The following is a 26,651-nucleotide window of genomic DNA, read 5'->3' on the forward strand; positions in this document are numbered from 1 at the left end:
TATATTTTAGCACAAAACTCCGCTTTAAAAAGCCTTTTCAGAGCTTTCTTAAGCGAAGTTTAATAGATTAGCTGGGGCTATTGTTCCTTGTCCCAGACCGGAATACTAGACCCATTAGTCATCTCGTCGATGATCTTGGCTACCTCATCTGTTTGATAATATTTCACAATGGTTTGGTAGATGTCCTTATCCTTCTCATCTTGACGGGCTGCAATCACATTGTAATAGGGCTTGGAAGACTCCGCTACAGGTTCTAAGTAGATACTGTCTTGGGTTGGCACGAAGCCCGCATCCGAGGCCATATCGTTATTGATTAGCGCAATGTCTGCATCACCCAGTGAGCGAGCTGTTTGATTGGCTGCCATAGATTTAAAGTTTAGATTTTTTGGGTTTTCGGTAATATCACTAATAGAAGGGAGCAGCCTCTTGTCCGGATCCAACTTAATTAAACCCGCTGTCTGCAAGAGCAAGAGGGCCCGACTTTCATTGGACACATCATTTGGCAGGGCAACAACTGCCCCATCTCGCAAGTCATCAAGGGAATCAATCTTTTCTGAGAAGACACCCATGGGATTGAGGGTCGTATAAGCAATCGTGGTATTGCTGTAGCCCCCTTCTTTATTGACCTCTTCCATAAAAATTTCCGTCAAGGCCGCGTGCAGGTCAATCGAGCCATCTTCTAAGGCTACAATAGGGCCCCGATAATCGGTAAATTTCACCAATTCTAAATCGATATTTTCCTTGTCCTTCAGTTCCTTTTGGATATATTCCCATTGGTCGTTCTTATCGCCCACTACCCCTAACTTAACATGGGTTGTTTCCTTAGAAGAACTCCCGCATGCCGTTAGAAATAAGGTGAAGACCGCCACCAATAAAAACAATTTCTTTTGCATCATCTGCCACTCCTTGTTATTTTATTCATCCTGACCATGCTAAAAGAGGCAGGATAAGCTCTTATCATTATATAAAGATTCTTAAGGAATAGCAAAGATCTATCTATAGGATTTATTGATAGATGATGGAAGCTTCATCCGATCAGTCTCTGCAATAGTTAGCAGGGATAGCTATTATTATTTATTTCTATCCTCAAAAACTTTAATTAATGGTAGACTAGTCCTTGCAAGCCAAATGAAAGGATGATCAGCTTGACTAAAAAACTTACTGATACCGTCAAATTCCGCCACGGTGCTGAAATTAAAGGACGGATTGTCCAACCCCCTATGCTCACTAATAGTGGCCTCAGCCAGGGCTTCGTTAGCCAAGACACCCTCGACTACTACCAAGCTCGCTCAGAATCCGCTAGCCTTGTCATCGTCGAATATTGCTATGTCATCAAAGACGGTGGACCTTCCCACACCTGGGCCGCCAACAAAGAACAGCTCGGCATCCAAACTGATGCTCACATTGAAGGTTTAAGCCAAATCGCCAAAGCTTTGAAGGCCAAGGGCAACAAGGCCATGGTCCAAATTAACCACTCTGGCCGGGAGTCCAACTTCCCTGCCCGCCATGGCGGACGTGCTCTCGCCCCTAGCGCTATCGACTTCTCCTTCTTAGATTACCCCGTAGAAGAAATTACTGAAGAAGAAATCTACCAAGTCATCGAGGCCTTTGGAGACGCCACACGCCGGGCCATCCAAGCTGGCTTCGACGGCGTAGAAATCCACGGGGCCAACCACTACCTCCACCAGCAATTCTTCTCCAAGTGGTCCAACCAGCGGACAGACCAATGGGGTGGCTCTTATGAGAATCGAACGCGCTTTATCCGTGCGGTCAATGACAAGGTCTTCGAGGTCGTTCGTCAGGAAGCTCCTAAAGACTTCATTGTTGGCTACCGGATCAGTCCAGAAGAAATCCACGGTGATAATGTAGGCTACACCTATGAAGATTCTACCCGCCTCGTCGCAGACCTAGGCAAAGCTTATGACTTCGACTATATCCACGTCTCTCACCTGGACTATAAGCACAAGCCTGAAGGTCAAGACCTGACCTATGCCCAGCTCTACCGCCAAGTCCTTCCCGAAGAAGTCAAGTTGATTGTCGTTGGCGGTATTACTAATGAAGAAAAAGCGGCTGATGCCCTCAACTATGCTGACCTAGCGGCTGTCGGACGCGGCACCCTGATCGACCCTCAATTTGGCAAGAAAATTATGGAAGGCCGCGGTCAGGATATCGTAACGAAAATTTCACCCGAACAAGTGAAAATCTCTAAACTACCACCCGCCCTGGTCACCCTCTTCTCCGATCCCCAAATGCCCCTGCAATTGGCCGGCCGGGAATCGATCTTTTCCCTCCACGGTCAAGATAGTGACTACTACCGGGAAGGTTATTAAAAAATGCAAGAGAGCTAGTCAACAATCTAGGAATAGCTAAGATTAAGAAAGAGTAGACAAATTTACTAAATACAGGATCCCTTAAATCTTGTGTACAATTTTGCTTACTTTTCATAATAATCAGCAAAATAAAAGCAAAAAGAAAAAGCAGCAATTGCGGCCTAAAGCCTACAATTGCTGCTTTTATAGTACCTCGAGAGCGAGATTCGAACTCGCGACCTACGGTTTAGAAGACCGGTGCTCTATCCAGCTGAGCTACCCCGAGAACTCACAAGATATATTGTACCGCGTCCTAGGGATAGCTGTCAAGTGACATCCTAGCCAAGTCTCCGGTACGGTCCTGTAAAAAGAAAACCAGCTTAGAAAAGACGCATCAGCGTTGGACTAAGCTGGGTTAATAGTCTTTGGCGGGAACGTGTGAGAATCGAACTCACCCAAGAAGCTTCTAACTCCTTATACTGGTTTTGAAGACCAGAGGGAACACCAGAACCCATCCGCTCCCAGGACAAATTCTATTATAGCATTTATTTTCAAAAGAAGCAAAAGATTCTTCCCTTTTTTAAGCTTAATTTCTCTTAAAGCAGAGGACCGCATTGTGGCCCCCAAAGCCAGCACTATTACTTAAAGCATAGCGCAAGTTAGCAGGCCGTCCCTGCTTAGGCACATAGTCGAGGTCTAGTCCTTGGTCTGGATTTTCCAAGCCTAGGGTAGGAGGTAGGAAGCGGTCAGATAAGGCGCACAAGGTAAAAATCGCCTCGATGGCACCCGCTGCCCCCAACAAATGACCGGTAAAGGACTTAGTAGAGGAAACGGCCAGTTCTTGGGCATGGTTCCCAAATACTTGCTTAATCGCTTCACTTTCACTCGCGTCATTGGCTGGGGTTGAGGTCCCATGGGCGTTAATATAATCAATCGCTGTGGGATCGATTTGTGCCTCAGCTAAAGCTTGGGCCATGGCCTGGCCGAGTCCTTGGGCATGAGGAGCGGGAGCCGTCAAGTGATAGGCATCACTGGTCGCCCCATAGCCCACAATTTCACCATAGATAGGAGCTTGGCGGGTTTGGGCTGATTCTAAGGATTCTAAGAGCAGGAAAGCCGCCCCTTCCCCCATCACAAAGCCGTCCCGGTCCCGGTCAAAGGGTATCGATGCCCGATTAGGATCTGATCGATGGCTAAGAGCCGTTAAATTATCAAAGAAAGTCAGACCAGCAGGGTTCAAGCAGGCCTCACTTCCTCCTGCCATCGCTAAGTCTAAGTGGCCATTTTTGATGGCGCGGAAGGCTTCACCGACCGCTGAATTCGAGGAGGCAAAGGCCGTTGCAATAGCTAGGGCTGGCCCCCTAAAGGACAGGTCTTGGGCTAATTTCATAGCGGTCTGTCCAGCCAGATTCTGAAGAAAGACTTGGCTTTTGCTTTGACCTTTGAGGGCCCCTTCAATGGCAGTCAAGCCACCGAGTCCATTGCCCAAGTAACAACCGGCCCGGTAAGGATCAAAGTCTTCCACCTGCAAGCCACTCATCTGGTAGCAGGCCTTAGCCGCAGCCCGGGCCAAAATCGCATAGGCTTCCTCGCCACTGGTTGATGCATAGAGACTGCGATCTGGAAGGGGGGCACAGACCTTGACACCTAAATCTGGGCAAGTCATACCAGCTGCTTCCAGTGTCTTCAGCCCATGCTGTCCCGCTCGTACCCGCTGCCAATTCTCTTCCACGCTCTCTCCTAAGGGGCTGATGGCAGCCATGCCTGTTACTACAACACCTTGCGTCATATGTCACCTCTCCTCATTTATTCATTCAACAAAAAAGGCCCGGCTCATAACGACCAAGCCTCAAGCCTTTTATAAGTCATCTAAAGATAATTTATCGGTATCAATGCTCCACATCAAAGCAAAAGCATTGGGGCCGCTGTGGACACCGACCGTGGGGCCAATAATGCCCTCATCTAAACGCATGTCGGGGAATTTCTCTTGAACGATAGCCTTGAGTGACTGGTAAGGTTCAAAGTCCTTGCGTCCTGAAATCGTCGCACGCAGGGGCAAGCCCTTAGCTGCATCCTCTTCTAAGCTCTCAACAACCCGCTGGATAGCCTTCTTCAGACTCCGGGTACGAGCAGATAGTTCCAAACGATCCTGGCCGACCTTGACAATCGGTTTAATCTTGAGGAAGTTCACTAGGGCTGTCGCCGCTGAGCCCAAACGTCCCCCCTTGAGCACATAACGTACATCGTCTAAGATCACATAGAGCTTACTATAAGGGGGCAATTTATCGAGATTAGCGATAATTTCTTCAACTGACCGGCCTTGGTCGCGCTCCTTAACGGCTGCTTCAATATAATAGCCCTGAGCTTGAAGTCCGATTTGAGAGTTAAAAGGATAAACCTCCAAATCTTCCTCTTGGGCAGCTGCCATCTTCAGAGTTTCAAAAGTTCCTGACGCACGAGGAGTCACCATAATAGCGAGCACCTGGTCATACCCCTTGGCTTGGATCTCATCAAAGGCTTCCATAAAAGCGCCGGGACTCGGTTGGGATGACTTCGGAAATTCCCCGCTAGCTTCCACCTTCGCATAGAAGCTTTTATCATCAATATCTACCATATCGCGGTAAGTCCCATCCGAAAACGTTACAGACAGTGGAACCACAAAAATATCATGTTCTTCTTTAAAAGCCGGATCCAGGTAGGCTAAACTATCGCAGAGAATTGCGATCTTTGACATGTACTTTCTCCCCTTTCTCATCGGAAACTGTCATTCCTTTTAATTTTAACATACGTTTTTTATAAATACAATTTTTTATTCCGCTCAAAATAAATACTAAAATTGCCAAGCGAGCATTTTAGGGTAAAATAAAGCTATGGAGGTGCATCATATGCATAAGATTCTATTTATCGGTGACAGTCAAGTGGCTGGGGGCCGCAACCAAGCCAAAAGCTCAAAAGACCTCGGTTCAGGCTTTGTCGCCCAACTTGACCAAGTCTGGCAAAGCCAACAGCTCCCCCTTCAGGCCATTAACAAAGCCTACAAGGGGGCCCAGATCAAAGATGTATGGACTGACCTCAGTCGAAATTTAGAGCAAATTGGAAGTGTCGATGGACTAGTCCTGGGGGCTGGTATTAATGACGTTTATTTCCACCGGCAATTAAATCAGGCCGGCTGGCAGGCTTATCTCGAAAATTGGCCGGAGATTTTTTACCGCTTATGTGACCACTTAACCAAGCACTTTAATCCCCAATTTATGCTCTGTTTAGATGTGAGCGCCGGCTTCGAGGACCCCCGCTTACAAGAACGTCTACGCGACTTTCGACAAGTTTCTAGACAAAATGTCCAGGCCCAAGCTGAACTGGTAAGCTTTGCTGAAGTCTTTGAACAAGCTCCCCACACTTACTTTGTGAGCGACCACATCCACTTCAGCCCTGCTGGCCACACCTACATCAGCCAGGCCCTCAACCCCCGCATCCAAGACCTTATCCGCTAAAAAGAGAGGTCGGCCAAGGCCAGACCTCTCTTATAATAGTAGCTATCTATTTTTTAATATTAATTGCTAGGCATCAAATCATCTATACCATTTATTTTTGAGCAGGACTGAAGCGTTGAAGTTGGGCCTTAGCCGTACGGACCGTTGGAGTCTCGCTAGCTGAGGGACCTTGGCCCGAACCGGTACCATGCTTTAGCCGTTGGAGCAAAGCGACTTACGGATAAAGTACAAGACGGCTTCAGCCGTTGTTGATCCTCTAAACGTTCAAGGGCAAAATTTAAAAGCGAAACGGATGCTCACAAATATAATTAACAAAGAAATCTTTATTCTTCCATGAAGTCTTTCAATTGCTTAGAACGGGAAGGATGGCGCAACTTCCGCAGAGCCTTAGCTTCGATCTGACGGATCCGTTCCCGGGTCACACCGAACTGCTTACCAACTTGCTCTAAAGTTTTGGATTGACCATCTTCTAGACCGAAGCGTAAACGAAGGACATTTTCTTCCCGGTCGGTTAGGGTATCTAAAACTTCATTGAGCTGTTCTTTCAGCATTTCTTGGGAAGTAAATTCCTCTGGGCTCATCGCTTCATTATCTTCGATGAAGTCGCCCAAGTGGGAGTCATCTTCTTCCCCAATTGGAGTTTCAAGCGAAACAGTCTCTTGAGAAATCTTCATGATATTGCGGACTTTTTCCGTTGGCAGGTCCATTTCGGCACCAATTTCCTCTGGCGTGGGTTCGCGCCCCAAGTCTTGGAGGAGTTGCCGTTGGATACGGACCAGTTTGTTAATGGTTTCTACCATGTGGACAGGGATCCGGATGGTCCGGGCCTGGTCAGCGATGGACCGGGTAATGGCTTGACGGATCCACCAAGTCGCGTAAGTTGAGAACTTGAAGCCCTTGGTATAGTCAAACTTTTCAACTGCCTTCATCAATCCCATATTTCCTTCTTGGATCAAGTCAAGGAAAGACATGCCCCGGCCTACATAGCGCTTGGCAATAGAGACCACCAAACGCAAGTTGGCTTCGGCCAGTTCTTGCTTGGCAATCGGATCTCCTTCTTCAATCCGTTTGGCCAAGGCCACTTCTTCATCAGCTGTTAGAAGGGAAACACGACCTATTTCCTTGAGGTACATGCGGACAGGGTCATTCATCTTGACATTAGCTGGAATACTGGTTTCGTCCTCTTCTTCCTTATCCTTAGCTTTTTTGTCCTTAGCGTTCTTGCTGTCCGCTTTCTTATTGGTCTTCTTATCCTTATCAACAATTTCGTCGATGGTCTCGTCATCAATTTCTTCTTCTTTGATCTCGTCTGATTTTTCAGCGGTCCGCTGGAGTTGGCGGTTAGTCGGGCCACCGTCGTTATCCACTACGGCTACCCCGGCTTCTTCGAATTGTTCAATCAGATCATCGATTTGCTTGTCATCTAGGCCGTAGGGTTGGGCAATGGTGTCGCTTAATTCATCATAGCGAATGGAACCAAAGATGCGTTTTTCATTAATTAAAGCCTTGCTTGCTTGCTTTAAACTCGGTTTTTTATCGTCTGCTTTAGCCAAATAAATCTCCCCCATTTACTATCTTTTCATCTGTCTCAATATTTGAATCCGTCTAAGGTTTAAGTCGCCAATCCGCGCTTGGTCATTGGTCAGTTTAGCCTGCTCCATTTCATCTTTGAGCGCTGCTAACTGGGACTTCAAGTCCGTCTTAGTCGTGATATTAAAGACCAAGTCCTCAATTTCCATATCTGTCACTTCTTCTGGTGTATCCAAACAATAAATATCTACCAGTAAAGCCTGGTCTGCCTGGTCTAATAAGCGGTTGTAGAAGGCCTGAGGGGAATAATTCTCTCCCTGGTCCTGGCGGTAGGCTTCCAACAAAGTGAACAGCGTCTGCATTTTAACCGACTGGAACTGAAAATCTGGATACTTTACCTTGAGCATGACCCAGGCATCCTCTTGCTTCAATAAACGATTGAATAAGTGCATTTCATTAATCTCTAAGGGACTATAAGCCTCTTGGGCCGGCTGGCGAGACAGGCTTTGCCAAGAAGTATCTGCCCCTTCTCTAAGAGGTGAATTGTCCGGCCGAGAAGCTCCTTGCTGAGGCAGGTCACGATGAACTTGGAGAAGTTGCTCTTTGAGACTATCTACAGCTAGCTGGGTCTCTTGGCTGAGCTCCTTGAGGTAGAGCTCCTGCTCCACGGCTGTATCCAGGCGGGCAATCCGTTGAATAATGGCTTCAATATATTGAAGTTTACCCGAGTCAGTCGCCAAATCATAGTGCATGCGGTAGTAATACCGGTAGAAATGCATAATGGACAGGCGCTGGTTGACAATAAAGTGCCCAAACTGTTCACTGCCATAGTGTTCGATATATTCATCCGGGTCCATTTGATCGGGAAAGACACAAACTTGAACTTTGACATCCGATGCTTCTTCAGCAAAGTGGTCAAGCGCACGGTAGGCCGCTTCAATCCCGGGTTTATCCCCATCATAGGCCAGTAAGACCTCTTTCGTCTGCCGGCGGATCACTTGGATATGGGCGGACGTCAAGCTGGTCCCCATTGAGGCCAGGCCATTCTTGATTCCTGCTTCACTAGCCTTAATCACATCCATGAAACCTTCAAAAAGAATGACTTCCTTGACCCTCCGAATTTCTGGCCGAGCCAGGTCCAGGTTAAAGAGAAAGCGGCTCTTTTGGAAGAGAGCTGTTTCCGGACTGTTCAGGTACTTGGCCTGCTTACTTGTTTCTCCCGAATCATCAGGCAAGATCCGTCCAGAAAAAGCCAGGGTCTCCCCTTCTGGACCGCGGAGGGGAAAGATGAGTCGACCGGCAAAACGGTCGCGAATTTCTTGGTCATAGTCGCTCCGGATAAAGATTCCTGAAGCGATTAGGGCCTCATCCGAAAATTCCTTGGTCCGCAAATGCTGGTAAGAAAGCTGACCATCCTTAGGGGCAAGGCCAATCTGATAGCGGTCAATGGTTTCTCGGCTAAAACCTCGGCCCTTTAAATAGGCCATGGCCTCCTGCCCATACTGGGTTACCGTCAAAAGATAATGGTAGAAATCCTTAGCCGCTTCATGTATGGCAATTAAGTTCTCTTCATCAGCAGACCATCGCCTTCGCTGACGGTTAGTGGTACTTTCAAAGTCAAAGTCGACACTGGCGTGGCCCTTCTGCGCAACCAAAGCCACCGCTTCCTGGAAAGAACAGCCTTCAATATCCATCATAAAAGAAAAGACATTGCCACCCCGACCACAGGAAAAGCACTTGAAAAATTGCTGGTCTGCTTCAACAGAAAAAGATGGCGTCCGTTCATCATGGAAAGGACACTTTCCAAAGTAGTTCTTCCCGCGTTTCTGCAAGTCCACATATTCCCCGACAATATCCAGGATGTCAACTTGTTCTCTGATGGATTGGACCACTTCATTTGGTATTACTTTTGCCACTGGGTCACCCTCTTAATGACATAGGATTGTGCATTGTATAGTATACTTCAAGTTCTAGCCAATTGCAAGAAAAGGCTTAGTCCTCATAGGCTCCTGCAATGACATCTTCGATAATCTCCCAGGCTTCATCCTTGGCCTCTGCAGTCTTCGAAGAAAAAGGTAAGATCTGGTCTTCCGTTACCAGGTCTAGGCTCTCTTTGATCTGAGCCAGGTGCTTATTCCACTGGGACCGTTTGACCTTATCAGATTTAGTAGCGATCACAAAATAAGGAATCTCATAGGCTTCGAAGAATTCCTTCATTTGGATATCCTCCTTACTTGGTGCATGGCGGAAGTCCACCAAAAGGAGGGCTAACACTAAATTGGTCCGGGTCCTGAAGTAACGCTCAAGCATCTCCTGCCACTTTTTCTTTTCGCTCTTGCTCACCCGGGCAAAGCCATAGCCCGGCACATCGACAAAATAGAGACTATCTTCAACGTCATAATAGTTTAATTGTTGGGTCTTTCCTGGTTTACTTGAGGTCCGTGCAATATTTTTCCGTCGGACCATGGTGTTGATAAAGGAACTCTTGCCTACATTTGACCGGCCAGCTAGGGCGATCTCTGGGCGATCGGCTTCCGGGTATTGTTCGGGGCGCACCGCACTAATTAAGAATTCCACTTGGTGAACTTGCATTGTCCTACCCTCCTATCAATAAAAACGAAAGGGGCTGGGACTTTTCCCAACCTCTTGCGTTACTATCCTTGCTTAGCCTTCAATAGCCTTGCCCTCAGCATCATAAATCTCAGGCTGGGCCTCTTGGTTGATCACATCTTCTGTGACGATAACCTTGGCTGCCCGATCATGACTAGGGATATCATACATAATATCAATCATGCTCTCTTCAATAATAGCGCGCAAGCCTCGAGCACCGGTCTTACGTTCAATGGCCTTCTTAGCAATGGCTTGGAGGGCTTCATCAGTGAATTCCAATTCCACATCATCCAAGGCCAGCAATTGTTTGTATTGCTTGATTAAAGCATTCTTTGGTTCGGAAAGAATTCGCACCAGGTCGTCCTCAGTCAATTTATCGAGCACAGTAATAATTGGCAAACGGCCAATAAACTCTGGGATTAAACCGTAGGACTGGAGGTCTTGTGGAATAATATGGTTAAGGATCTGTTTCTTCTCTTCAGGACTTTCCTTTTCCGCTGTTTGACCAAAGCCAATCACCCGTTCACCCAAACGTTCTTTAACAATATTTTCAATTCCGTCGAAGGCGCCGCCAACGATAAATAAGATATTAGTCGTATCTAATTCAATAAACTCTTGTTGGGGGTGCTTACGGCCGCCTTGTGGGGGAACATTAGCGGTAGTCCCTTCCAAGATCTTCAGCAAGGCTTGTTGGACCCCTTCTCCACTGACATCCCGGGTAATAGAGACATTCTCAGATTTACGGGCGATTTTATCGATTTCATCCACATAAATGATCCCGTACTGGGCCCGTTCAGGGTCATTATCGGCAGCTTGAAGGAGTTTAAGCAAGATGTTCTCTACGTCTTCCCCAACATAACCCGCTTCCGTCAGCGAGGTTGCGTCGGCAATAGCAAAAGGCACCTTCAGCAAGCGGGCTAGGGTTTGGGCAAGGTAAGTCTTCCCAGAACCAGTTGGCCCGATCAGGCAGATATTAGACTTTTGCAGTTCGACCCCTTCAATTTCTTTGTCCTTATCTGTTTGAAGGTTACTATTGACCCGCTTATAGTGGTTATAAACGGCAACAGATAAGGCTTTTTTAGCATCCTCTTGGCCAATCACATATTGGTCCAAGACTTCATGGATTTCCGCTGGTTTAGGTGGGTCTACCATGACCAGCTCATCCGAGATTTCCATTTGCGCTTCGTCATCAATTATTTCTTGGCACAGGCTGACACATTCATTACAAATATAGACATCCGGCCCAGCAATAATCTTGTTCACTTGGTCTTGGGACTTGCCGCAAAATGAGCAGTGTACTTGACCCGTATCATCATTAAACATTTATTGCCTCTCTCCCTTCTTACACATCAACTAATTTTGTCAAAAAAAGAGGTTGAAGTCAACTGTTCCAACTCCAACCTCTCTTTCTCAATAAAAAGCTTATTCTTCAATCGCAGAATCTGTGATCAAGCTCATGGCTTTCTTAAGGGCAATGTCACGTTTCAGCATATCTGAAGTAACAACTTGACGAACTTGTTCTTCAGGCATGTTGTAGGTTTCTGCTAAGGACTTGATTTCTTCTTCAACATCTTCGTCGCTAGCTTCGATATTTTCATCAGCAACGATTTGTTCAAGGATTAAGTTTGTCTTCACGCGTAACTCAGCATCTTCAGCAAATTGTTGACGGAGGTCTTCTTCTGAAGTGCCAGTTAATTGATAATACAAGTCAGGGCTGATGCCTTGGCGTTGCATTTCATTTAAGTAGTGTTCTAACTGATGGTTCACTTCTTCGTCAACCATAGCTTGTGGTAGGTCTTCGATTTCAGCATTGTCAACCGCTTGGCGGATAGCTTCTTCATCACGGGCATCGTCAGCTTGGCGAACTTTAGCTTCTTCGATTTCTTTCTTGTAGAGGTCTTTGAGTTCATCTAAGCTGTCAACTTCTTCGTTAACATCCTTAGCGAATTCATCATCAAGTTCTGGAACTTCTTTAGTTTTCACTTCATGAACTTTCACTTTGAAGGTTGCTTCTTGACCAGCTAAGTCTTCGGCATGGTACTCTTCAGGGAAGGTTACCTTCACATCTTTTTCGTCGCCTTCTTCAGCTCCAACTAATTGGTCTTCAAAGCCAGAGATAAAGCTATTAGAACCGAGCTCTAAGGAGTAGTTCTCATCCTTACCACCTTCAAAGGCTTCGCCATCTTTAAAGCCTTCAAAGTCGATCACTACGGTATCGCCTTCTTCGGCAGGGCCTTCTTTAAGGCTGAGTTCAGCCAAGTTATTTTGAGCAGCTTCTAGGCGTTGGTTAACTTCCTCTTCGCTGACTTCACGGTCTTGTTTAGCAACTTTAAGGTCTTTGTAGTCGCCTAATTTAACAGCTGGTTTAGTAGCAACTTCAGCCTTGAATTCCCAGTCTTGACCTTTTTCAATCTTTTCGATATCGAATTGAGGTTGGCCGACAATATCCAAACCAGATTCTTCAACGGCTTGAGCATAGGCTTGAGGGAGAACCAGGTTAATGGCATCTTCGTACAAAGCAGCTTCCCCAAACATCTTAACAAAGACTTGGTAGTTCACTTTCCCTTTACGGAAGCCAGGTACGCTCACATCTTTTTTTACACGTTTGTAAGCTTGTTTCAAAGCCTTTTGGGCATCTTCTTGGGCTACGGTAAAGTGTAGAACGCCTTCATTAGTACTTGTCTGTTCAAAATTTACTGTCATGTATTAATTCCCCTAACTCTTCAAAATTTCATTTTTAGATTAATCGATTGATAGCTTTTAATCAAGCAAATTGCCTCTATAGGCATATCATCGTTCACATTTTGACATATTACACTAAAAAGCTTAAAATGTCTAGTTTAAACCAAATAAAGTTCTTGGTCTTGGTCAGCCGACATGCCAAGTCATGGCTGGACAAACTTGTAAGGCCCTATGTATTAAGAAGCTTGCAAGCGTGTTATAATTGTGTTAATTTTTGTGCAATTTATTCCTTTTATCCGGTAAAATTGCTATACTTATAGGGATAGATTGGAGGAGTAGACGATCTGATGCATTACCCAAATGGTAAAAACTTTGAAGGAAAACGGGATCAGGCCAAGTCCCGACCCGGCCCTAAGACTAAAAAGGTCCAATTCGGCCAGCGGGGGATGCGGCTTGAGAACATGCTAAACCAATCCAACCAGTGGTACCTCAACCGCGGCCTTGCAGTGATCCATAAAAAACCGACCCCTATCCAGGTGGTTAAAGTGGACTATCCCAAGCGGGCCCGGGCCAAGATTACAGAGGCCTATTACCGGCAGGCATCAACCACCGACTACAATGGCATCTATAAGGGTTGGTATGTAGACTTCGAAGCCAAGCAGTCTGACCGCATGCAGAGCTTCCCGCTCAATAATATCAAGGACCACCAAGTCAAGCATATGACTGCCTGCAGCCAGGCAGGCGGCTTGAGCTTTGTAATCTTTTGGTTCTCTAAGCGCCAGGAAGCCTACCTGTATCCTATCGAAGCCTTGCTTGAAGACTGGCGGGCCTATCAGGATAGTGAACGGTCTTCCATCCCCTTCCAGCGGATTGAAGACTATGCCTATCCCATCGCCCTAAAATACCAACCTTACTTAGATTATCTCCCCTTGATAGACCAATATATTGCAGACTATGGCAAAAGTCACTAGTCACTGATTCATATTTATAGGAAGAAGGTTTTAATATGTCTGAAAAAGACCGCCGCCACCAGCGCTACAATAAGAAGCGACAACCGCGCCAGGCCTTATCAAATCAGTCACTTTGGAAAAAAATCATCCTTGCTATCGTCGGTTTCTTTGCCGTCATAGCCCTCCTCTTGGGCCTAGTCTTCGCCTACTGGGCCTTCAGCGCGCCCGAACTGACTGAAGACGAATTGCGGGGCTCCATGGCCTCCATTGTTTACGACAACCAAGGGCAGGAGATCTATGAAACCAGTCAGAATGAACGGCGGATTGTCAAAGAAGATGAAATTTCTCAGTTAACCTTTGATGCCGTCACTTCGATCGAAGACCAGCGCTTCATGAAGCACAACGGGATCGACCCCAAACGGATTATCGGCTCCCTGATTGCTAATATCAGAGCAGGGGGAATATCCCAAGGGGGGTCTACCCTGACCCAGCAATTGGTCAAGCTGTCTGCCTTTTCAACTAAGTCCGAAGACCAGACCTATAAGCGTAAGGTCCAGGAGATGATGCTCGCCCTCCAGCTCGAACGAAATTATACCAAAAAAGAAATTTTCGAATTCTATATTAATAAGGTTTACATGGCTAATGGAGTCTATGGCATGGGGACGGCAGCTGAGGTATACTATGGAACTAGCTTAAATAATCTTGGCTTGCCGCAGACCGCCCTCCTAGCTGGGATGGTGCAAGCGCCGAATAATTACAACCCCTATACGAATCCTGAGGCAGCTAAGGAGCGGCGCGACTTAGTACTCTCCGAAATGCTGGAAAATGGCAAGATCAGCCAAGCAGACTATGAAGCTGCGGTCAATACACCAATCGATGCTGGACTCCAGCCCTTAGAAGAAAACCGTGAAAAAGAGAATTCCGTCAACCAAGTGGTGGATTCCTATATCCAACAAGTGGCTGAAGACGTCAAGGCCGCTGGTTACGACATGTGGTCAGACGGCTTGAAGATCTATACCCACTTGGATATGAATACCCAAAACTATATTACCGAACTCTTGAACGATCCCAACGGCGCTTATTTCCAAGATTCTGAGGTCCAAGCTGCCGCTTCAATTGTCGATACCAAGACAGGACATATTATTGCCCTCTTCGGCGGCCGTAACCAGACTGAAGCCTTGAGCTTAAACCGGGCCACCCAGTTAAACCGGAGCGTCGGTTCTTCTATTAAGCCTCTGAGTGACTACGGTCCTGCCATCGAACACTTAAATATCAGCCCTGCGACAGGAGTTAAGGATGAGCCTTACCGCTATAGCAGCGGCGACCCGATCAATAACTGGGACCGCCAACACCAAGGCCTCATCACCATGCGCCAAGCCTTAGCCGAATCTAGGAATATTCCGGCCCTCAAGGTCTTCCAAGCAGTAGGTGCTGAAAAAGTGAATGACTTCCTCAATAACTTAGACATCAACCTCAATAATGGTGAAGGCGTCTATGAATCCAATTCGATTGGCGGGGAAATCACACCCTTGAAATTATCAGCCGCCTTTGCAGCCGTGGGGAACTATGGGGAATACAATGAACCTAAGGCTGTGGATTATTTCGTTACCCTTAACAATGAAAAAGTTGAAGTCTCAGGCGAAAGTCGCCAAGCCATGCGGGAATCCACCGCCTATATCCTGACCGACATGATGAAATCGGTTTTCACCGAAGGCCTATCTGCCCCCTACCATAATGGCGGCATCATTGAAGCCGGTAAGTCAGGTACGACAAATTATACGGACGATCAAATTGCCCGCTTCAGTATTCCATCCGGAGCCGCACCAGACCGCTGGATGTCCGGTTTCACCACTAATTATTCAATCTCCATTTGGATGGGGTATGATAATCCAAACTCACCTAATGGTTACATCACAGAAAGCGCCGGTCATGCGGTGGACTATCTCTACCGGCAGATGATGGACTACGTTTCTAACGGTGCCCACAATGAGGACTGGCAGAAACCCGATACTGTCCACGAAGCCAACCTAGTCGCCTTATCCAACCCGGTCCGGCTCGCCACAGCTTCGACACCTTACAGTCAAACCACCCGCGACTTGATCAATGAAAACCTCTACGAAGAATTCAAAAACTCTGCTTCAAGTCCTGGAAACTTGGACCCTAACGGCAGCTACTATAGCCACTCTACCCGCCGTTACAACCGGGCACCAAGCTATGAATCCACTTACCAATCTGGCTACGACGACGAAGACTATGAAGACAGCTCTGGTCGGTCTAGCCGGTCTGTATCGGATAGCCAGGTTGATGGGCAAGAAGGTTATGAACGAGGACAGTCATCCTCCTATGAAAACCAAACACCTACGAGACCAAGTCAGCCAGGAGAAAGGCCAGCTGAAGCTTCAACTTCCGCACCAGCTAATCCATCCGGTGGAGGTACCGGTAATGCTGGAACCCCACCAATGTCTGGTGATCCTGCAACTGCATACTAAAAAAAATCTCGCTTCCCTCCTTTCCTGGAGTTGAAGCGAGATTTTAGTTTGCTTATTATCTTTTTGCCGACTTGTACCCTAATTAGCCAGTAAGTTATTAGCTGAATAAACAGGGTCATTGGTAATATCAATCCCCAAACGTTTGATGGTCTTTTCATTCTCCCGGCTGAGGATAAAAGTCGCGTGAGCCTGGCAGTTCGCCAAGGACTCTAATTGGTCATAAGCCGCCTTGGCAGTCGGATTGGTTACCGCACTCATGGACAAGGCGATCAAGAGTTCATTGGTCGTCAGGACAGGCACCCGGCTGTGGAGGGCCTCCCGCTTGAGGTCTTGGATGGTGTTGAGGATCATAGGAGCAATCAAATCGATCTCATCATTAATGCCGGCCAGGGCCTTGAGACTGTTAACAATTACAGCCGCCGAAGCATCCATAATCTCGCTAGTCCGGCCGGTAACGATCCGTCCATCTTCCAGAGCCAAAGCAACAACCCCTTGGATTTCATTCTTGCCGAAGCGTTCTTGGACTTCAACCTCATAGTCGCGAGCGGGTTGGACAACTGCCCGGTCCGTCGCATGGAGGTCACTTTCTTCCATAATAATTTGCATCCGGCGCCGGCAATCCTCGTCCAAGGTACCTTTGACAAAGTCGTTTTCAATAGCGAAGTAGCGGCGAATAATCTCTTGCTCCGCTGCCTTCTTGCAGAGCTCGTCATCAATAATCCCATCAGCAATACAGTTAACGCCCATGTCGGTTGGCGATTTATAAACAGATGGGGCTTCAGTAATGTTTTCAATAATGCGGCGGATGACTGGGAACATATTGATATCCCGGTTGTAATTAACAGCCACTTCGCCGTATGCTTCGTAGTGGTAGTTATCGATCATATTGACATCCTTCAGATCCACCGTAGCGGCCTCATAAGCAATATTGACTGGGTGCTTCAAGGGCAGGTTCCATACCGGGAAGGTTTCAAACTTGGCGTAAGAAGCATTCACTCCCCTAGTATGCTCATGGTAGAGCTGGTTCAAGCAAGTGGCGAGTTTGCCGCTTCCAGCCCCTGGAGCAGTAACCACCACAACAGGTTTACTGGTCTCAATATAAGCATTCTTGGCAAAGCCTTGGTCGCCAAAAATCGCTTCAATATCAGTCGGATAGCCTTTGATAGCTTCATGGGCATAGACCTTAATGCCGCGGTTTTCCAGGTTGGTCATAAAGGCTTTGGCATTGGGTTGGCCATTGTAGCGGGTCAGTAAGACACTGTTAACAGGGATCCCATAGCGCTGGTACTCCGCAATCAGACGTAAGACATCTTCATTATAGGGAATCCCATAGTCGCCTCGAATCTTATTATTTTCAATATCGCCAGCATAGATACAAATAATGATCTCAGCCTGGTCCTTGAGTGTCGCCAAGAGCTTCATCTTTGCGTCTTCATCGAAACCAGGAAGGACCCGCTTGGCATGCTTATCGCCGATCAATTTACCGCCAAATTCAATATAAAGTTTATCCTTGCCAGACACGCAATCCAGGATATGTTTGGACTGGTGGGCCAGGTATTTTTCTGTATCAAAACCAATTTTATTCATTTGCAACCCTCTTTATCTCTTAATTTTAACGGTCCATGGTCTGAGAATAATTCTCCTTCATACTACTTTAGCACCCTAAAGATGACTTGTAAATTAAATCATCGAACTTTAATCAAAATCTCTGGAAATGAGAGCAAGCTTAAGTTATCATGCAAGAAGAGTTAACTTATTTAGCAAAGGAGCCGCGCCGTGACCTACCAAGTCTACACCCACATCCCCTCAGCCTTAAAAGAACGTCCCTATGTCCCTGTCCATGCCTGGGAGGTTGACCAGCCCCGGGCCATCCTCCACGTGGTCCACGGCATGTCCGAACATGGCGGCCGCTATGAAAAATTGGCCCACTATTTTAACCAGCGGGGACTGACGGTTATCGCCCATGATCAATTAGGCCACGGCGCCCTCGCACGTAAAAACCATAACCTGGGCTATCTGGGAGCGCCCAAGCAAGCCAAGGACATTCTCGTTGCCGATACCTTAGCTGTCGTCCGGGACTTTAAAAAGGATAGCTTACCCTATATCCTGCTGGGCAATAGCATGGGGGCCTATGTCACCAGGCTCTTCCTTAAATCCTACAGCCAGGAAATTGACGCCTGCATCCTGTCCGCTAGTCACGCCCATGTCCCCTTCATCGGCGGCCTGCGCCGGGCCCTCCAAGTCCTCACCCTGCGAAGTAAGCGAGAGACCAATCTCAAACTCCACCAGCTCATCTTTGGGCAGGAGCCGGTCAAAGCCAAGAACTCCCCTGCCTACCAGGCCACTTGGCGGGCAGGCCAGACCCTCAAAGAAGAGCCTCTGACCGGCTTTGTCTTCACCAATGCTGGTTTCCAAGCCGTCCTCGACTTAGCCCAGCATGCCAGCCAACGAAATTGGGCCCAGGGAGTCCGCCCAAACCTGCCCATCCTCATCCTCAACGGGGGAGCAGATCCCCTGCATTTTAGAAAAAATGAGCAGGAGCGGCTCAAGGCTGAACTGGAAAGGCAAGGCCTCCGCCAGGTCAACACCAAACGCTTTGCTGGCCATGGCCACGAACTCTTCTTCTATAACCGGGAAGAGGAGGTCTTTGCCTACATCGGAGCATGGTTAGAGAAAGAAATTCTCTAAAATTCATATAATATTCACATTTAGGTCTTATACTGTAAGTGTACTAGCAAAAGATGTTGATAAAAAGATATTCCTTACTTCCTCTCCCAATTAAGTTAAGGAATGTTCGGTAGAACCAAAAAGGACTGCTTAAGCAGTCCTTTTTAAAACGTAAATCGTTTACAAACGTAGCCATAATGGAGATGATTAGATGTTATCAGGACAAGAAAAATCGGTTAGCCCAGCAGAATGGCAAATCATGCGGGTGGTCTGGGCGCAAAAGGAAACCAGCAGTCGCTATATTATTGATTGCCTGGCCGAAGCCATGGCTTGGAAGGATTCCACCATTAAGACCCTGATCCGGCGCTTAGTGGACAAGGGTTGGCTAGATAAGCAGAAACAAGGTCGGTCCTATATCTACCGAGCTCAGGTCAGCCAGGAAGAAGCCAGTCGTCTGGAACTCAAGACGATTTTTGACAACCTCTGCCAGTGCCAGGCCGGAGAGCTCATCGTCCAATGTATTGAAGACACCCCCCTCTCCCAAGACATGATTGACCATATTCAAGAAGCCTTGGATGAGAAGGCGCCGCAAGCTGTGACTTGTTCCTGCCTGCCAGGTCAATGCCAGTGCCAGGTCAAGCACTAGGGAGTTAATTGCCAGTTGATCGGTGCTTGACCGTCCGCTACAAGGATTTGATTGCACTTAGAGAAAGGTTTGGAACCAAAGAAGCCGCGGTGGGCCGACAAGGGACTGGGGTGGACCGAAGTCAAGACAGCGTGCTTAGTCTCATCGATCAAAGGACGCTTAGCTTTTGACGCATTTCCCCAGAGAATAAAGACGATCTTCTCCTGGCGCTGGTTAAGTTGGGCGATCGCATAGTCTGTTAGCTCTTCCCAACCATGGTTCTTGTGGGAGTTGGCCTGACCCTGGCGGACAGTTAAAACCGAGTTCAATAAGAGCACACCTTGGTCCGCCCATTCCGTCAAGTTCCCGTGCTGGACAGGCTGAAAACCCACATCGTCTGCTAATTCCTTGTAGATATTGCGCAAGGATGGCGGAATTGCTACCCCCTTTTGCACAGAAAAGGAAAGGCCATGGGCTTGCTTAGGACCATGGTAGGGATCTTGACCAAGGATAACCACCTTAACTTGGCTAAAGTCCGTCCGTTTGAAGGCTTCGTAGATGTGGAACATATCGGGGTAAACCACCTCTTCTTGGTATTCCTTTTTTAAAAATTCGCGTAGCTTTTGGTAAGTCGGGCCTTCAAAAACGGGGTCCAAAACCTCCTGCCACTGGTTCTCGATAATTTGATGCATGGAAAGCCTCCTTTTGCTTTTAACTAGCAGATTTCTAGTCTCTTCGGCCTTAAAATGGTAGAATAGACATAGACTTAAGATAAACTTATTATAGGAGGAAATTAGTGATGATTCAACTGATTGCTTCAGATATGGACGGGACCTTACTCAATGGTAATATGGAAATCCCCCAGGCAAATATTGATGCCATCATGCATACTTACAGCCTAGGAATCCCTTTCATTGTCTGTACCGGACGTAACTTTGAAGAAGCTAAGATTGTGCTCAATGAAGCAGGCATTCGCTGTCCAATTATCGGTCTCAATGGGGCAATCGCCTTTGACCGGGACGGGACGGTTGATTATGAAATCCCCTTGGCGGATAAAGAAGCCCTGGCTATCCTTGACCGGGGACGTGAACTCGGCTACTACATGGAAGCCATGACTTCAAAGAATGTCTATTCTAGTTCCAGAACCCAACGTATCCAAGGCATTACCCGATTGATCCAGCAGATGAATGTTGGTATGAGCCAGGAGGAAGCGGAAACAAGAGCCACCCAATCAACTGAAGTTACTAATATCGACTACCGAGACGACCTCAGAGACCTGATCAATAAAGAAGGACAAAAGATCGTGAAGATTACCTTCACCCACCAAGACCCTGACCGCCACCTAGTCCCTCTCAAAAAAGAATTCCTACAAAAATTCGATGACATTTATGTCACCTCTTCCTTCAAGTATAATATTGAAATCAGCCAGACCCACGCCAATAAAGGGGCAGCCCTCAAACGTTACTGTCAAGAGCACGGCTACGACCTCGACCATGTCCTAGCCATTGGCGATAATTATAACGATATCCCCATGCTAGAAATTGCCGGCCACAGCTTTGCCATGGAAAATGCCGTAGACGCAGTTAAAGAAACCGCCAAGTACCAAGCTCGGTCTAATAATGCAGCTGGTCTTGCGGGAGCCATCCAAGAAATTCTTGACCGAGAAAAAGAAGGCTAGTCTCAAGCGCTGCAGCTTCTAACTGTGTTATACTAATAGTAATAAATGATTACAGTTGGAGGAAGCCCATGTTTAATTTCAACCGCATTCGTGTTCTCTTTGTCTGCCGGGCCAACATTTGCCGGTCTCCCATGGCTGAAGCTGTCCTTCGCCAAAAGGTCAAAGAAGAAAAATTAAGACGCAAAATTTCTGTCGATTCAGCAGCCATTGAAGATTGGCGGGTGGGAAATCCCCCCCATCCAGAAACCATTAAAATCCTGGAACAATTCCATATCGATCCTGGGAAAATGAAAAGCCGCCAACTGACCGCAAAGGATGGTAAGAAATTCGACTATATCATCTGCATGGACCAAGACGTTAAAGAAGATGCCCTAGAACGTATCCCCAGCCCCTACCATGACCGCGTTTACTTATTCAATGAATTCTTGGGAAGTGATGACGATGTTCTAGATCCAATTATAACTAAAGACTTTTTAACAACTTTTGATGACATTTACGAAGGTGTCAATGCCATTACAGAGACGATCGTAAAGGAAAGGAAGTTATCGTAATGGAATCTCTAGCAAAAGAATGTCGTGACCTGGTTGAAGAATTGATCCAGGAAGCCAATTTGAAAGCTGGTCAAATCGTTGTGGTTGGCTGCTCATCATCCGAAATCATTGGGGAGCGGATTGGTAGCCAGTCCTCGCCTGAGATTGGTCAGGAAGTCTTCCAGACAATTCACGAAACACTCAAAGCCCATGGTATTTACCTAGCGGCCCAATGCTGTGAGCACTTGAACCGCGCCCTAATCTTGGAGCGGGAAGCCCTTCCCCAAGCTATTGAGGTCAATGTGGTTCCCCAACCCAAGGCCGGCGGATCTTTTGCGACCGCGGCCTACAAGGGTTTTGAAGATCCCATTGCTATTGAAGCCATCCAAGCCGACGCCGGTATTGATATCGGCAACACTTTGATTGGTATGCACATCCTGCCAGTCTGCGTCCCGCTCCGTCTCCAACACCACCGGATTGGTGAAGCTTGGGTCAACACCTGCCGGAGACGGCCTAAGTCTATTGGCGGGGAAAGAGCCCACTACAACAAAGATTTAAAATAGCTTATTTTCTCTAATGGGTTTATAATAGAGTCAAGGAGGAATTTGACATGACATTTGAAAAATCAAAAAAGAATCTCAACCAATTAGTTGCAGACTTAAGCCAAATGAAGTTGATCCTACATAAGACACACTGGTACATGCGTGGGGCTAATTTCCTTTTCCTCCACCCTCTCCTCGATGAGTGGATGGATGACATTGATGGACAATTAGATGAAGTGTCTGAACGTCTCATCACTATCGGTGGTTCACCCTATGCGACCATGGAAGAATATATCGAACACAGCAAATTGACCAATGAAAAAGGCAACTGGGAACAATCCACCCAGGAACGTTTCGCTGAACTCCTCGATAATTACCGTTATCTAGTTGGCTTCTACCGTGAAGCTGTCATTGAAGCGGATGAAGAAGGCGACGGCGTGACCAATGACCTCTTGCAAGGCCACCAAAACGCTCTTGAAAAACGTATCTGGATGTTAGCCGCTGAACTAGGCCAAGCCCCTGATATCTATTAAATTTAAATAGCCAAACAAAGGGACCCCTAAGGCAATCAACGCCTTAAGGGTCCCTTTTACTGGATTAGAATAAAAATTTAACCAAGGTCATGAGGCTGGGACAAAAGGTCCAGCCTCTTTTTTTGAATAGTGAACATTTTTCAAAAACCTGCTCCAAAAGTCAGGCCTGACATCCACTTCACGAACTATGAGAAATCGTTAGTAAACGTTTTCTCATAGTTCGCGGACAGTTGCTATAGCTGTTCGAGGCGCAGCGAGTTACAGATATAGTATGCGTTAGCTGGTTAAGGCCTGATCGACTTTTGTCACACTCTCAATCTCGAGCTTACGATCTTTCAGATATGCCTTTAGACTGATGGGGTCATTGGTGATGAGGCCATTGATTCCTTTATCCATCAAGCTTTCCGTTAAATCGAGGTCATCCACCGTCCAAACATTTACCTTGATGTCCCTAGCCAAGAGATCCTCCAGCATGGCCTCATTAATAGCGAAGAAATGGGGATGGTAATAGTCAGCCCCATGTTCCTGGCAGTAGCGGCCGGGCGAAATAATGCTGTTGACTTCAAGGAAGGCGCAAGATAAGTCTGGTGCTAGGTCTCTCACCTGCTGGATGCTGTAATGGTTGAAAGAGGAAATAAGCACACGGGCCCCACACTGATACTTTTGGACCAAGTCGACCACTTTTTGAGCCAGGCCAGGATATGGGTATTGGTTGGTCTTTAGCTCAATGTTAAGGAGCATATCATTGCCTTGCAGCCACTGGAGGACTTCCTCCAAAGTGGGAATCTGCAGGTCTTCGCTAGGGCCAACTGAGGCGAAACCATAAGAAAAGTCAAAGCTTTTGAGCTCAGCCAAACTGTAATCCATGATCCGGCCGCTTCCATTAGAGGTTCGGTCGATGGTCTCATCGTGGCAGACCACAACTTGACCATCCCGGCTTAACTGGACGTCCAGTTCTATACCATCCGCCCCAGCAGCGTGAGCTTCTCTAAAAGCGAGTATGGTATTTTCTGGGAATTTGGAACTGTAGCCTCTATGCGCTAATATTTGCATATTTACCTCCTCGATTATTTTTAAAAACGCTTGGGAGCTAAGAGTGATTCGCCTGTTTCCTTATCAAATAAGACAATTTGGCTCAAGTCCAAGCCCACATAGATATCCGTATCATATGGAATATGGATGGGCGGGTTAAAACGGGCCGTGCATTCTTGGTCGGCTTCGTGGAAGTCAAAGTAAACATAGGTGTCTGACCCGACTTGCTCCACATTATTGGCGTGAACATGGATAACATTCGATCCTTCGCGACTCTCTGCATGATAGAGATTTTCAGGACGGATACCAATCAAAATATCCCGGCCATCTGCTTCAACCAAGAGACGTTCTTTTAAGTCGTCTGTTAACATGAAGCATTCATTAGCGCTCTGCATAGCTGGTCCTTGGTCAGTAGAAACCAAACGAGCATTGATCATGTTCATCTGCGGACTCCCGATAAACTCAGCCACAAAACGGTTGACAGGATTGCGATAAAGATTGTCTGGCGTATCAAATTGTTCAATCCGCCCCTGATTGAGGACAGCAATCCGCGTCCCCATGGTCATAGCCTCCGTCTGGTCGTGGGTCACATAGATAAAAGTGGTCCCTAACTCGCGGTGGAGTCGAACAATTTCTGAACGCATGCTTACTCGCAATTTGGCATCTAAGTTAGAGAGGGGCTCATCAAGCAAGAAGACTTTTGGCTTTCTCACCATGGCCCGGCCCAGAGCAACCCGCTGTCTTTGTCCACCTGATAGAGCAGCCGGCTTACGGTCGAGAAATGGCGTTAACTGCAGAACTTCAGCGACTTCTTCTACTCGTTTATAGCGGTCTTCCTTGGAAACGCCCTTCATCTTCATGGCAAAGGCCATATTATCCCGCACATTCATATGAGGATAGAGGGCATAAGATTGGAAAACCATAGCGATATCCCGGTCCTTGGCCGGCACATTATTGACCAGGTCATCCCCAATATAGAGCTCACCTTCCGAGATATCTTCCAAGCCTGCGATCATACGCAGGGTGGTCGACTTCCCGCAACCGGAAGGCCCTACTAATACAATAAATTCCTTGTCGGCAATATCCATATCAATATTATGGATGGCCTTATAACCATCTTTGTAAATTTTTCCGACTTTATTTAAAACTACTTTAGCCATTTTCTACCCCTTTACTGCACCTTGTGTTAAACCTTTTACCATATTCCGTTGGCCGAAGATAAAGATAGCCAAACTTGGTAGCATACAAATTACAACTCCAGCAACCATGAGCACCATGGACTGGGAATCAACACTGTTGAGCATGCCAATCCCAACTTGAACCGTCCGCGCCTGGTCATTATTGGTCACTAGGAGTGGCCACATGTACATATTCCAACCCGATAGGAAAGATTGGACGGCCATGGCGCCAATTGTTGGCTTCAATAACGGCGTCATAATGGTGAACAGGAAACGGATATCAGAGCAGCCATCGATCTTAGCTGCCTCGTAAATTTCATAAGGGAAGTTCTCCAAGGCTTGGCAGCACAAGAAAATATTGAAGGCTGAAACCATATAAGGGACGATGAGAACAACTAAGGTATCATTCCAACCCCAAGAAGATACCATCAAGAATTGGGAAATAATCACTGCCTCACCTGGAATCATCATGGTCGATAGGATGAGGGCATAGATAATCTTCTTGCCCTTAAATTCAATAAATTGGAAGGTGAAGCCAGCCAATAATGAGGTAACAATCTGCGAAACTGTGATGGCTAGGGAAACAATGAGGGAGTTTTTGATATAAGTGGCAATTGGTGCCATGGAGAAAACATCAACAAAGTTAGTGAAAGTAATTTCTTGAGGAATGAGGATGCTTTCTGGATTATAGAGTTCACTAGCTGGTTTGATAGCCATTAAGAAGGCATAGATCAGGGGAAACATCACGAAGAGCCACATGATCACATTTAAGATTAAGAGCCACCAGCGATTCTTGGATTTACCCCGCGGTGGATTAGCTTGTTCTTTCTTTAGGCTTTTGTCTTGACTGAGTACGGATTCCATTAATGATCTAGCCCCTTTCTGACTCTAAACATGATAAAGGTGAGTAGCATAACGATGAGGAATAAGATAACCGACTCCGCTGAAGCAAAACCGTAGCGGTAGTTCATGAAGGCATTGCGGTAGATATCATAGACAATCACGTTAGTCGCTTCACCAGGTCCACCCTTGGTCAAGATATTGATTTGTCCGAAACCTTGGAAGGCATTAATAATATTGGTGACCAGAACGAAAAACATGGTTGGTTTCAGGGACGGAAGGGTAATATTGGTAAACTGTTGGAAAGAGTTGGCCCCATCAATCGAAGCCGATTCGTAGAGGCTATCATCAATACTAGCCAAGCCCGAACTAAAGTATAAGAAGTTCATCCCGCTATTCAACCAGCCGGTCAAAACACCGACTGCGATCAGGGCCAGTGTAGGATCGGTCAGCCAGTTAACCGACATGTTAAAGGCCTGGTTGATAATCCCAATCGAAGGATTCAACATGACCTGGAAGATCATGGCCATCCCTGCCGAAGCAATAGCCATGGGCATGGCATAAGAAGTTGAGAAGAACTTCAAGCCAGGGAAAGTTTTTTGACAGAGCAAGGCGGTCGCGAAGCCGATAACCACCCCTGTCGCTACCACAATCAGTACAAATTTAAGGGTTACAATGATAGAGTTCCAAAAACTAGGGCTTTGAAACAATTCAATGTAATTATCAAATAAAATAAATTCTGTGCTCCGTCCCATCCCGTCCGTTAAGAAACCGCTCCGGACGATGGTTTGGATAAAGGGCCAGAACATAAAGAGCACTAAGATTAAAATGGCTGGAATGAGGTAGGTATAACCTTGCAGCTTCTTCCAGCTGCTCTTTTCTTTTTTAACCATAGGAATTTTTGCTTCCAATCCGATCTCTCCTTCTAAAAGAATAAATAGCTGAGAGATAGCACCCAGCTATTT

At 46.8% G+C, this 26,651-nt stretch carries 24 protein-coding genes and 2 tRNA genes; 10 read left to right on the forward strand and 16 right to left on the reverse strand.

Features of this window, described 5'->3' with window-relative positions; translation table 11 throughout:
- Positions 1 to 77: 77 nt before the first annotated feature.
- Positions 78 to 893 carry a MetQ/NlpA family ABC transporter substrate-binding protein gene (locus QP860_RS00905; protein ID WP_284912049.1) on the reverse strand — a complete coding sequence of 272 codons (816 nt, stop codon included), beginning with the start codon at positions 891 to 893 and terminating at the stop codon, positions 78 to 80.
- A 252-nt stretch (positions 894 to 1,145) separates the two neighbouring features.
- Here QP860_RS00905 and QP860_RS00910 point away from each other — a divergent pair, with 252 nt between their 5' ends.
- Positions 1,146 to 2,330: an oxidoreductase gene (locus tag QP860_RS00910; protein WP_070620367.1), complete on the forward strand. Its 1,185-nt coding sequence runs from the start codon at positions 1,146 to 1,148 to the stop codon at positions 2,328 to 2,330.
- A gap of 191 nt (positions 2,331 to 2,521) precedes the next feature.
- Here the strand turns inward: QP860_RS00910 and QP860_RS00915 are convergent.
- From QP860_RS00915 to QP860_RS00930, 4 genes are all read right to left on the reverse strand, one after another.
- Positions 2,522 to 2,595, reverse strand: a tRNA-Arg gene (locus QP860_RS00915).
- Positions 2,596 to 2,735: 140 nt separating this feature from the next.
- A tRNA-Sec gene (locus QP860_RS00920) sits at positions 2,736 to 2,832 on the reverse strand.
- Between the two features lie 63 nt (positions 2,833 to 2,895).
- Positions 2,896 to 4,098, reverse strand: coding sequence for a beta-ketoacyl-[acyl-carrier-protein] synthase family protein (locus QP860_RS00925; RefSeq protein ID WP_070620365.1), 1,203 nt, complete (start codon positions 4,096 to 4,098; stop codon positions 2,896 to 2,898).
- A 69-nt stretch (positions 4,099 to 4,167) separates the two neighbouring features.
- Positions 4,168 to 5,043 (reverse strand): DegV family protein, encoded by an 876-nt coding sequence (locus QP860_RS00930; RefSeq protein ID WP_070620362.1) that lies wholly within the window; start codon positions 5,041 to 5,043, stop codon positions 4,168 to 4,170.
- Positions 5,044 to 5,194: 151 nt separating this feature from the next.
- Between QP860_RS00930 and QP860_RS00935 the strand changes: the two genes are divergently transcribed.
- Positions 5,195 to 5,800, forward strand: a complete 606-nt coding sequence (locus QP860_RS00935) for an SGNH/GDSL hydrolase family protein (RefSeq protein WP_070620359.1) — start codon at positions 5,195 to 5,197, stop codon at positions 5,798 to 5,800.
- A gap of 323 nt (positions 5,801 to 6,123) precedes the next feature.
- Here the strand turns inward: QP860_RS00935 and rpoD are convergent, their stop codons facing one another.
- The 5 genes from rpoD to tig all read right to left on the reverse strand — a co-directional run bounded on the left by rpoD (position 6,124) and on the right by tig (position 12,643).
- On the reverse strand, positions 6,124 to 7,368 hold the full coding sequence (gene rpoD / locus QP860_RS00940) for an RNA polymerase sigma factor RpoD (RefSeq protein WP_083294425.1): 1,245 nt from the start codon (positions 7,366 to 7,368) through the stop codon (positions 6,124 to 6,126).
- Positions 7,369 to 7,371: 3 nt separating this feature from the next.
- Positions 7,372 to 9,246, reverse strand: a complete 1,875-nt coding sequence (gene dnaG / locus QP860_RS00945; protein ID WP_070620356.1) for a DNA primase — start codon at positions 9,244 to 9,246, stop codon at positions 7,372 to 7,374.
- A 76-nt stretch (positions 9,247 to 9,322) separates the two neighbouring features.
- Positions 9,323 to 9,922 carry a ribosome biogenesis GTP-binding protein YihA/YsxC gene (yihA, locus tag QP860_RS00950; protein WP_070620353.1) on the reverse strand — a complete coding sequence of 200 codons (600 nt, stop codon included), beginning with the start codon at positions 9,920 to 9,922 and terminating at the stop codon, positions 9,323 to 9,325.
- 72 nt (positions 9,923 to 9,994) lie between these two features.
- A complete protein-coding gene (clpX, locus tag QP860_RS00955) occupies positions 9,995 to 11,263 on the reverse strand; it encodes an ATP-dependent Clp protease ATP-binding subunit ClpX (protein WP_284912043.1) in 1,269 nt (422 codons plus the stop codon).
- A 99-nt stretch (positions 11,264 to 11,362) separates the two neighbouring features.
- Positions 11,363 to 12,643, reverse strand: coding sequence for a trigger factor (gene tig, locus QP860_RS00960; RefSeq protein WP_070620347.1), 1,281 nt, complete (start codon positions 12,641 to 12,643; stop codon positions 11,363 to 11,365).
- A 326-nt stretch (positions 12,644 to 12,969) separates the two neighbouring features.
- Here tig and recU point away from each other — a divergent pair, with 326 nt between their 5' ends.
- Both recU and QP860_RS00970 read left to right on the forward strand, forming a co-directional pair.
- Positions 12,970 to 13,593 carry a Holliday junction resolvase RecU gene (recU, locus tag QP860_RS00965; protein WP_070620343.1) on the forward strand — a complete coding sequence of 208 codons (624 nt, stop codon included), beginning with the start codon at positions 12,970 to 12,972 and terminating at the stop codon, positions 13,591 to 13,593.
- A gap of 35 nt (positions 13,594 to 13,628) precedes the next feature.
- Positions 13,629 to 16,061, forward strand: coding sequence for a PBP1A family penicillin-binding protein (locus tag QP860_RS00970; protein WP_070620341.1), 2,433 nt, complete (start codon positions 13,629 to 13,631; stop codon positions 16,059 to 16,061).
- A 78-nt stretch (positions 16,062 to 16,139) separates the two neighbouring features.
- On the opposite strand, the gene QP860_RS00975 is transcribed toward QP860_RS00970, so the two are convergent.
- On the reverse strand, positions 16,140 to 17,648 hold the full coding sequence (locus QP860_RS00975) for a DUF1846 domain-containing protein (protein WP_070620338.1): 1,509 nt from the start codon (positions 17,646 to 17,648) through the stop codon (positions 16,140 to 16,142).
- Between the two features lie 189 nt (positions 17,649 to 17,837).
- Here QP860_RS00975 and QP860_RS00980 point away from each other — a divergent pair, with 189 nt between their 5' ends.
- Both QP860_RS00980 and QP860_RS00985 read left to right on the forward strand, forming a co-directional pair.
- Positions 17,838 to 18,749, forward strand: coding sequence for an alpha/beta hydrolase (locus QP860_RS00980; RefSeq protein WP_284912044.1), 912 nt, complete (start codon positions 17,838 to 17,840; stop codon positions 18,747 to 18,749).
- A 190-nt stretch (positions 18,750 to 18,939) separates the two neighbouring features.
- Positions 18,940 to 19,374 (forward strand): CopY/TcrY family copper transport repressor, encoded by a 435-nt coding sequence (locus QP860_RS00985; RefSeq protein WP_070620332.1) that lies wholly within the window; start codon positions 18,940 to 18,942, stop codon positions 19,372 to 19,374.
- On the opposite strand, the gene QP860_RS00990 is transcribed toward QP860_RS00985, so the two are convergent.
- Positions 19,371 to 20,045: a uracil-DNA glycosylase gene (locus QP860_RS00990; RefSeq protein WP_070620329.1), complete on the reverse strand. Its 675-nt coding sequence runs from the start codon at positions 20,043 to 20,045 to the stop codon at positions 19,371 to 19,373. The genes QP860_RS00985 and QP860_RS00990 overlap by 4 nt on opposite strands.
- Before the next feature lie 107 nt (positions 20,046 to 20,152).
- Between QP860_RS00990 and QP860_RS00995 the strand changes: the two genes are divergently transcribed.
- From QP860_RS00995 to QP860_RS01010, 4 genes are all read left to right on the forward strand, one after another.
- Positions 20,153 to 21,031: a Cof-type HAD-IIB family hydrolase gene (locus tag QP860_RS00995; protein WP_284910076.1), complete on the forward strand. Its 879-nt coding sequence runs from the start codon at positions 20,153 to 20,155 to the stop codon at positions 21,029 to 21,031.
- A 68-nt stretch (positions 21,032 to 21,099) separates the two neighbouring features.
- Positions 21,100 to 21,582, forward strand: a complete 483-nt coding sequence (locus tag QP860_RS01000) for a low molecular weight protein-tyrosine-phosphatase (RefSeq protein ID WP_284878957.1) — start codon at positions 21,100 to 21,102, stop codon at positions 21,580 to 21,582.
- On the forward strand, positions 21,582 to 22,124 hold the full coding sequence (locus QP860_RS01005) for a TIGR01440 family protein (protein ID WP_070620320.1): 543 nt from the start codon (positions 21,582 to 21,584) through the stop codon (positions 22,122 to 22,124). The genes QP860_RS01000 and QP860_RS01005 overlap by 1 nt, the downstream gene beginning before the upstream one ends.
- Positions 22,125 to 22,171: 47 nt before the next feature.
- Positions 22,172 to 22,636, forward strand: a complete 465-nt coding sequence (locus tag QP860_RS01010; protein ID WP_070620317.1) for a Dps family protein — start codon at positions 22,172 to 22,174, stop codon at positions 22,634 to 22,636.
- A 276-nt stretch (positions 22,637 to 22,912) separates the two neighbouring features.
- Here the strand turns inward: QP860_RS01010 and QP860_RS01015 are convergent, their stop codons facing one another.
- From QP860_RS01015 to QP860_RS01030, 4 genes are read right to left on the reverse strand one after another with little or no spacing between them, the layout of a single operon-like run.
- Positions 22,913 to 23,689, reverse strand: coding sequence for a glycerophosphodiester phosphodiesterase (locus QP860_RS01015; RefSeq protein WP_070620314.1), 777 nt, complete (start codon positions 23,687 to 23,689; stop codon positions 22,913 to 22,915).
- Positions 23,690 to 23,709: 20 nt separating this feature from the next.
- The gene (locus QP860_RS01020) at positions 23,710 to 24,828 is read right to left on the reverse strand and encodes an ABC transporter ATP-binding protein (protein WP_070620311.1); all 1,119 of its coding nucleotides are present in this window, start codon (positions 24,826 to 24,828) and stop codon (positions 23,710 to 23,712) included.
- A 3-nt stretch (positions 24,829 to 24,831) separates the two neighbouring features.
- Positions 24,832 to 25,710 carry a carbohydrate ABC transporter permease gene (locus QP860_RS01025; protein ID WP_070620308.1) on the reverse strand — a complete coding sequence of 293 codons (879 nt, stop codon included), beginning with the start codon at positions 25,708 to 25,710 and terminating at the stop codon, positions 24,832 to 24,834.
- A complete protein-coding gene (locus QP860_RS01030; protein WP_246818949.1) occupies positions 25,710 to 26,597 on the reverse strand; it encodes a carbohydrate ABC transporter permease in 888 nt (295 codons plus the stop codon). The genes QP860_RS01025 and QP860_RS01030 overlap by 1 nt, the downstream gene beginning before the upstream one ends.
- Positions 26,598 to 26,651 lie beyond the last annotated feature (54 nt).

The organism is Aerococcus sp. UMB1112A, assembly GCF_030230715.1.
GTDB lineage: Bacteria > Bacillota > Bacilli > Lactobacillales > Aerococcaceae > Aerococcus.

Coding starts and splice junctions, on each gene's coding strand:
- QP860_RS01005 (WP_070620320.1), top strand. CDS start 21,582: ATGGAATCTCTAGCAAAAGAATGTCGTGACCTGGTTGAAGAATTGATC.
- QP860_RS00925 (WP_070620365.1), bottom strand. CDS start 4,098: ATGACGCAAGGTGTTGTAGTAACAGGCATGGCTGCCATCAGCCCCTTA.
- QP860_RS00930 (WP_070620362.1), bottom strand. CDS start 5,043: ATGTCAAAGATCGCAATTCTCTGCGATAGTTTAGCCTACCTGGATCCG.
- recU (WP_070620343.1), top strand. CDS start 12,970: ATGCATTACCCAAATGGTAAAAACTTTGAAGGAAAACGGGATCAGGCC.
- QP860_RS01020 (WP_070620311.1), bottom strand. CDS start 24,828: ATGGCTAAAGTAGTTTTAAATAAAGTCGGAAAAATTTACAAAGATGGT.
- QP860_RS01000 (WP_284878957.1), top strand. CDS start 21,100: ATGTTTAATTTCAACCGCATTCGTGTTCTCTTTGTCTGCCGGGCCAAC.
- QP860_RS00995 (WP_284910076.1), top strand. CDS start 20,153: ATGATTCAACTGATTGCTTCAGATATGGACGGGACCTTACTCAATGGT.
- QP860_RS00935 (WP_070620359.1), top strand. CDS start 5,195: ATGCATAAGATTCTATTTATCGGTGACAGTCAAGTGGCTGGGGGCCGC.
- clpX (WP_284912043.1), bottom strand. CDS start 11,263: ATGTTTAATGATGATACGGGTCAAGTACACTGCTCATTTTGCGGCAAG.
- QP860_RS00975 (WP_070620338.1), bottom strand. CDS start 17,648: ATGAATAAAATTGGTTTTGATACAGAAAAATACCTGGCCCACCAGTCC.
- QP860_RS01025 (WP_070620308.1), bottom strand. CDS start 25,710: ATGGAATCCGTACTCAGTCAAGACAAAAGCCTAAAGAAAGAACAAGCT.
- QP860_RS00990 (WP_070620329.1), bottom strand. CDS start 20,045: ATGCATCAAATTATCGAGAACCAGTGGCAGGAGGTTTTGGACCCCGTT.
- rpoD (WP_083294425.1), bottom strand. CDS start 7,368: ATGGGGGAGATTTATTTGGCTAAAGCAGACGATAAAAAACCGAGTTTA.
- QP860_RS01015 (WP_070620314.1), bottom strand. CDS start 23,689: ATGCAAATATTAGCGCATAGAGGCTACAGTTCCAAATTCCCAGAAAAT.
- tig (WP_070620347.1), bottom strand. CDS start 12,643: ATGACAGTAAATTTTGAACAGACAAGTACTAATGAAGGCGTTCTACAC.
- QP860_RS00970 (WP_070620341.1), top strand. CDS start 13,629: ATGTCTGAAAAAGACCGCCGCCACCAGCGCTACAATAAGAAGCGACAA.
- QP860_RS00985 (WP_070620332.1), top strand. CDS start 18,940: ATGTTATCAGGACAAGAAAAATCGGTTAGCCCAGCAGAATGGCAAATC.
- QP860_RS00905 (WP_284912049.1), bottom strand. CDS start 893: ATGCAAAAGAAATTGTTTTTATTGGTGGCGGTCTTCACCTTATTTCTA.
- QP860_RS01010 (WP_070620317.1), top strand. CDS start 22,172: ATGACATTTGAAAAATCAAAAAAGAATCTCAACCAATTAGTTGCAGAC.
- yihA (WP_070620353.1), bottom strand. CDS start 9,922: ATGCAAGTTCACCAAGTGGAATTCTTAATTAGTGCGGTGCGCCCCGAA.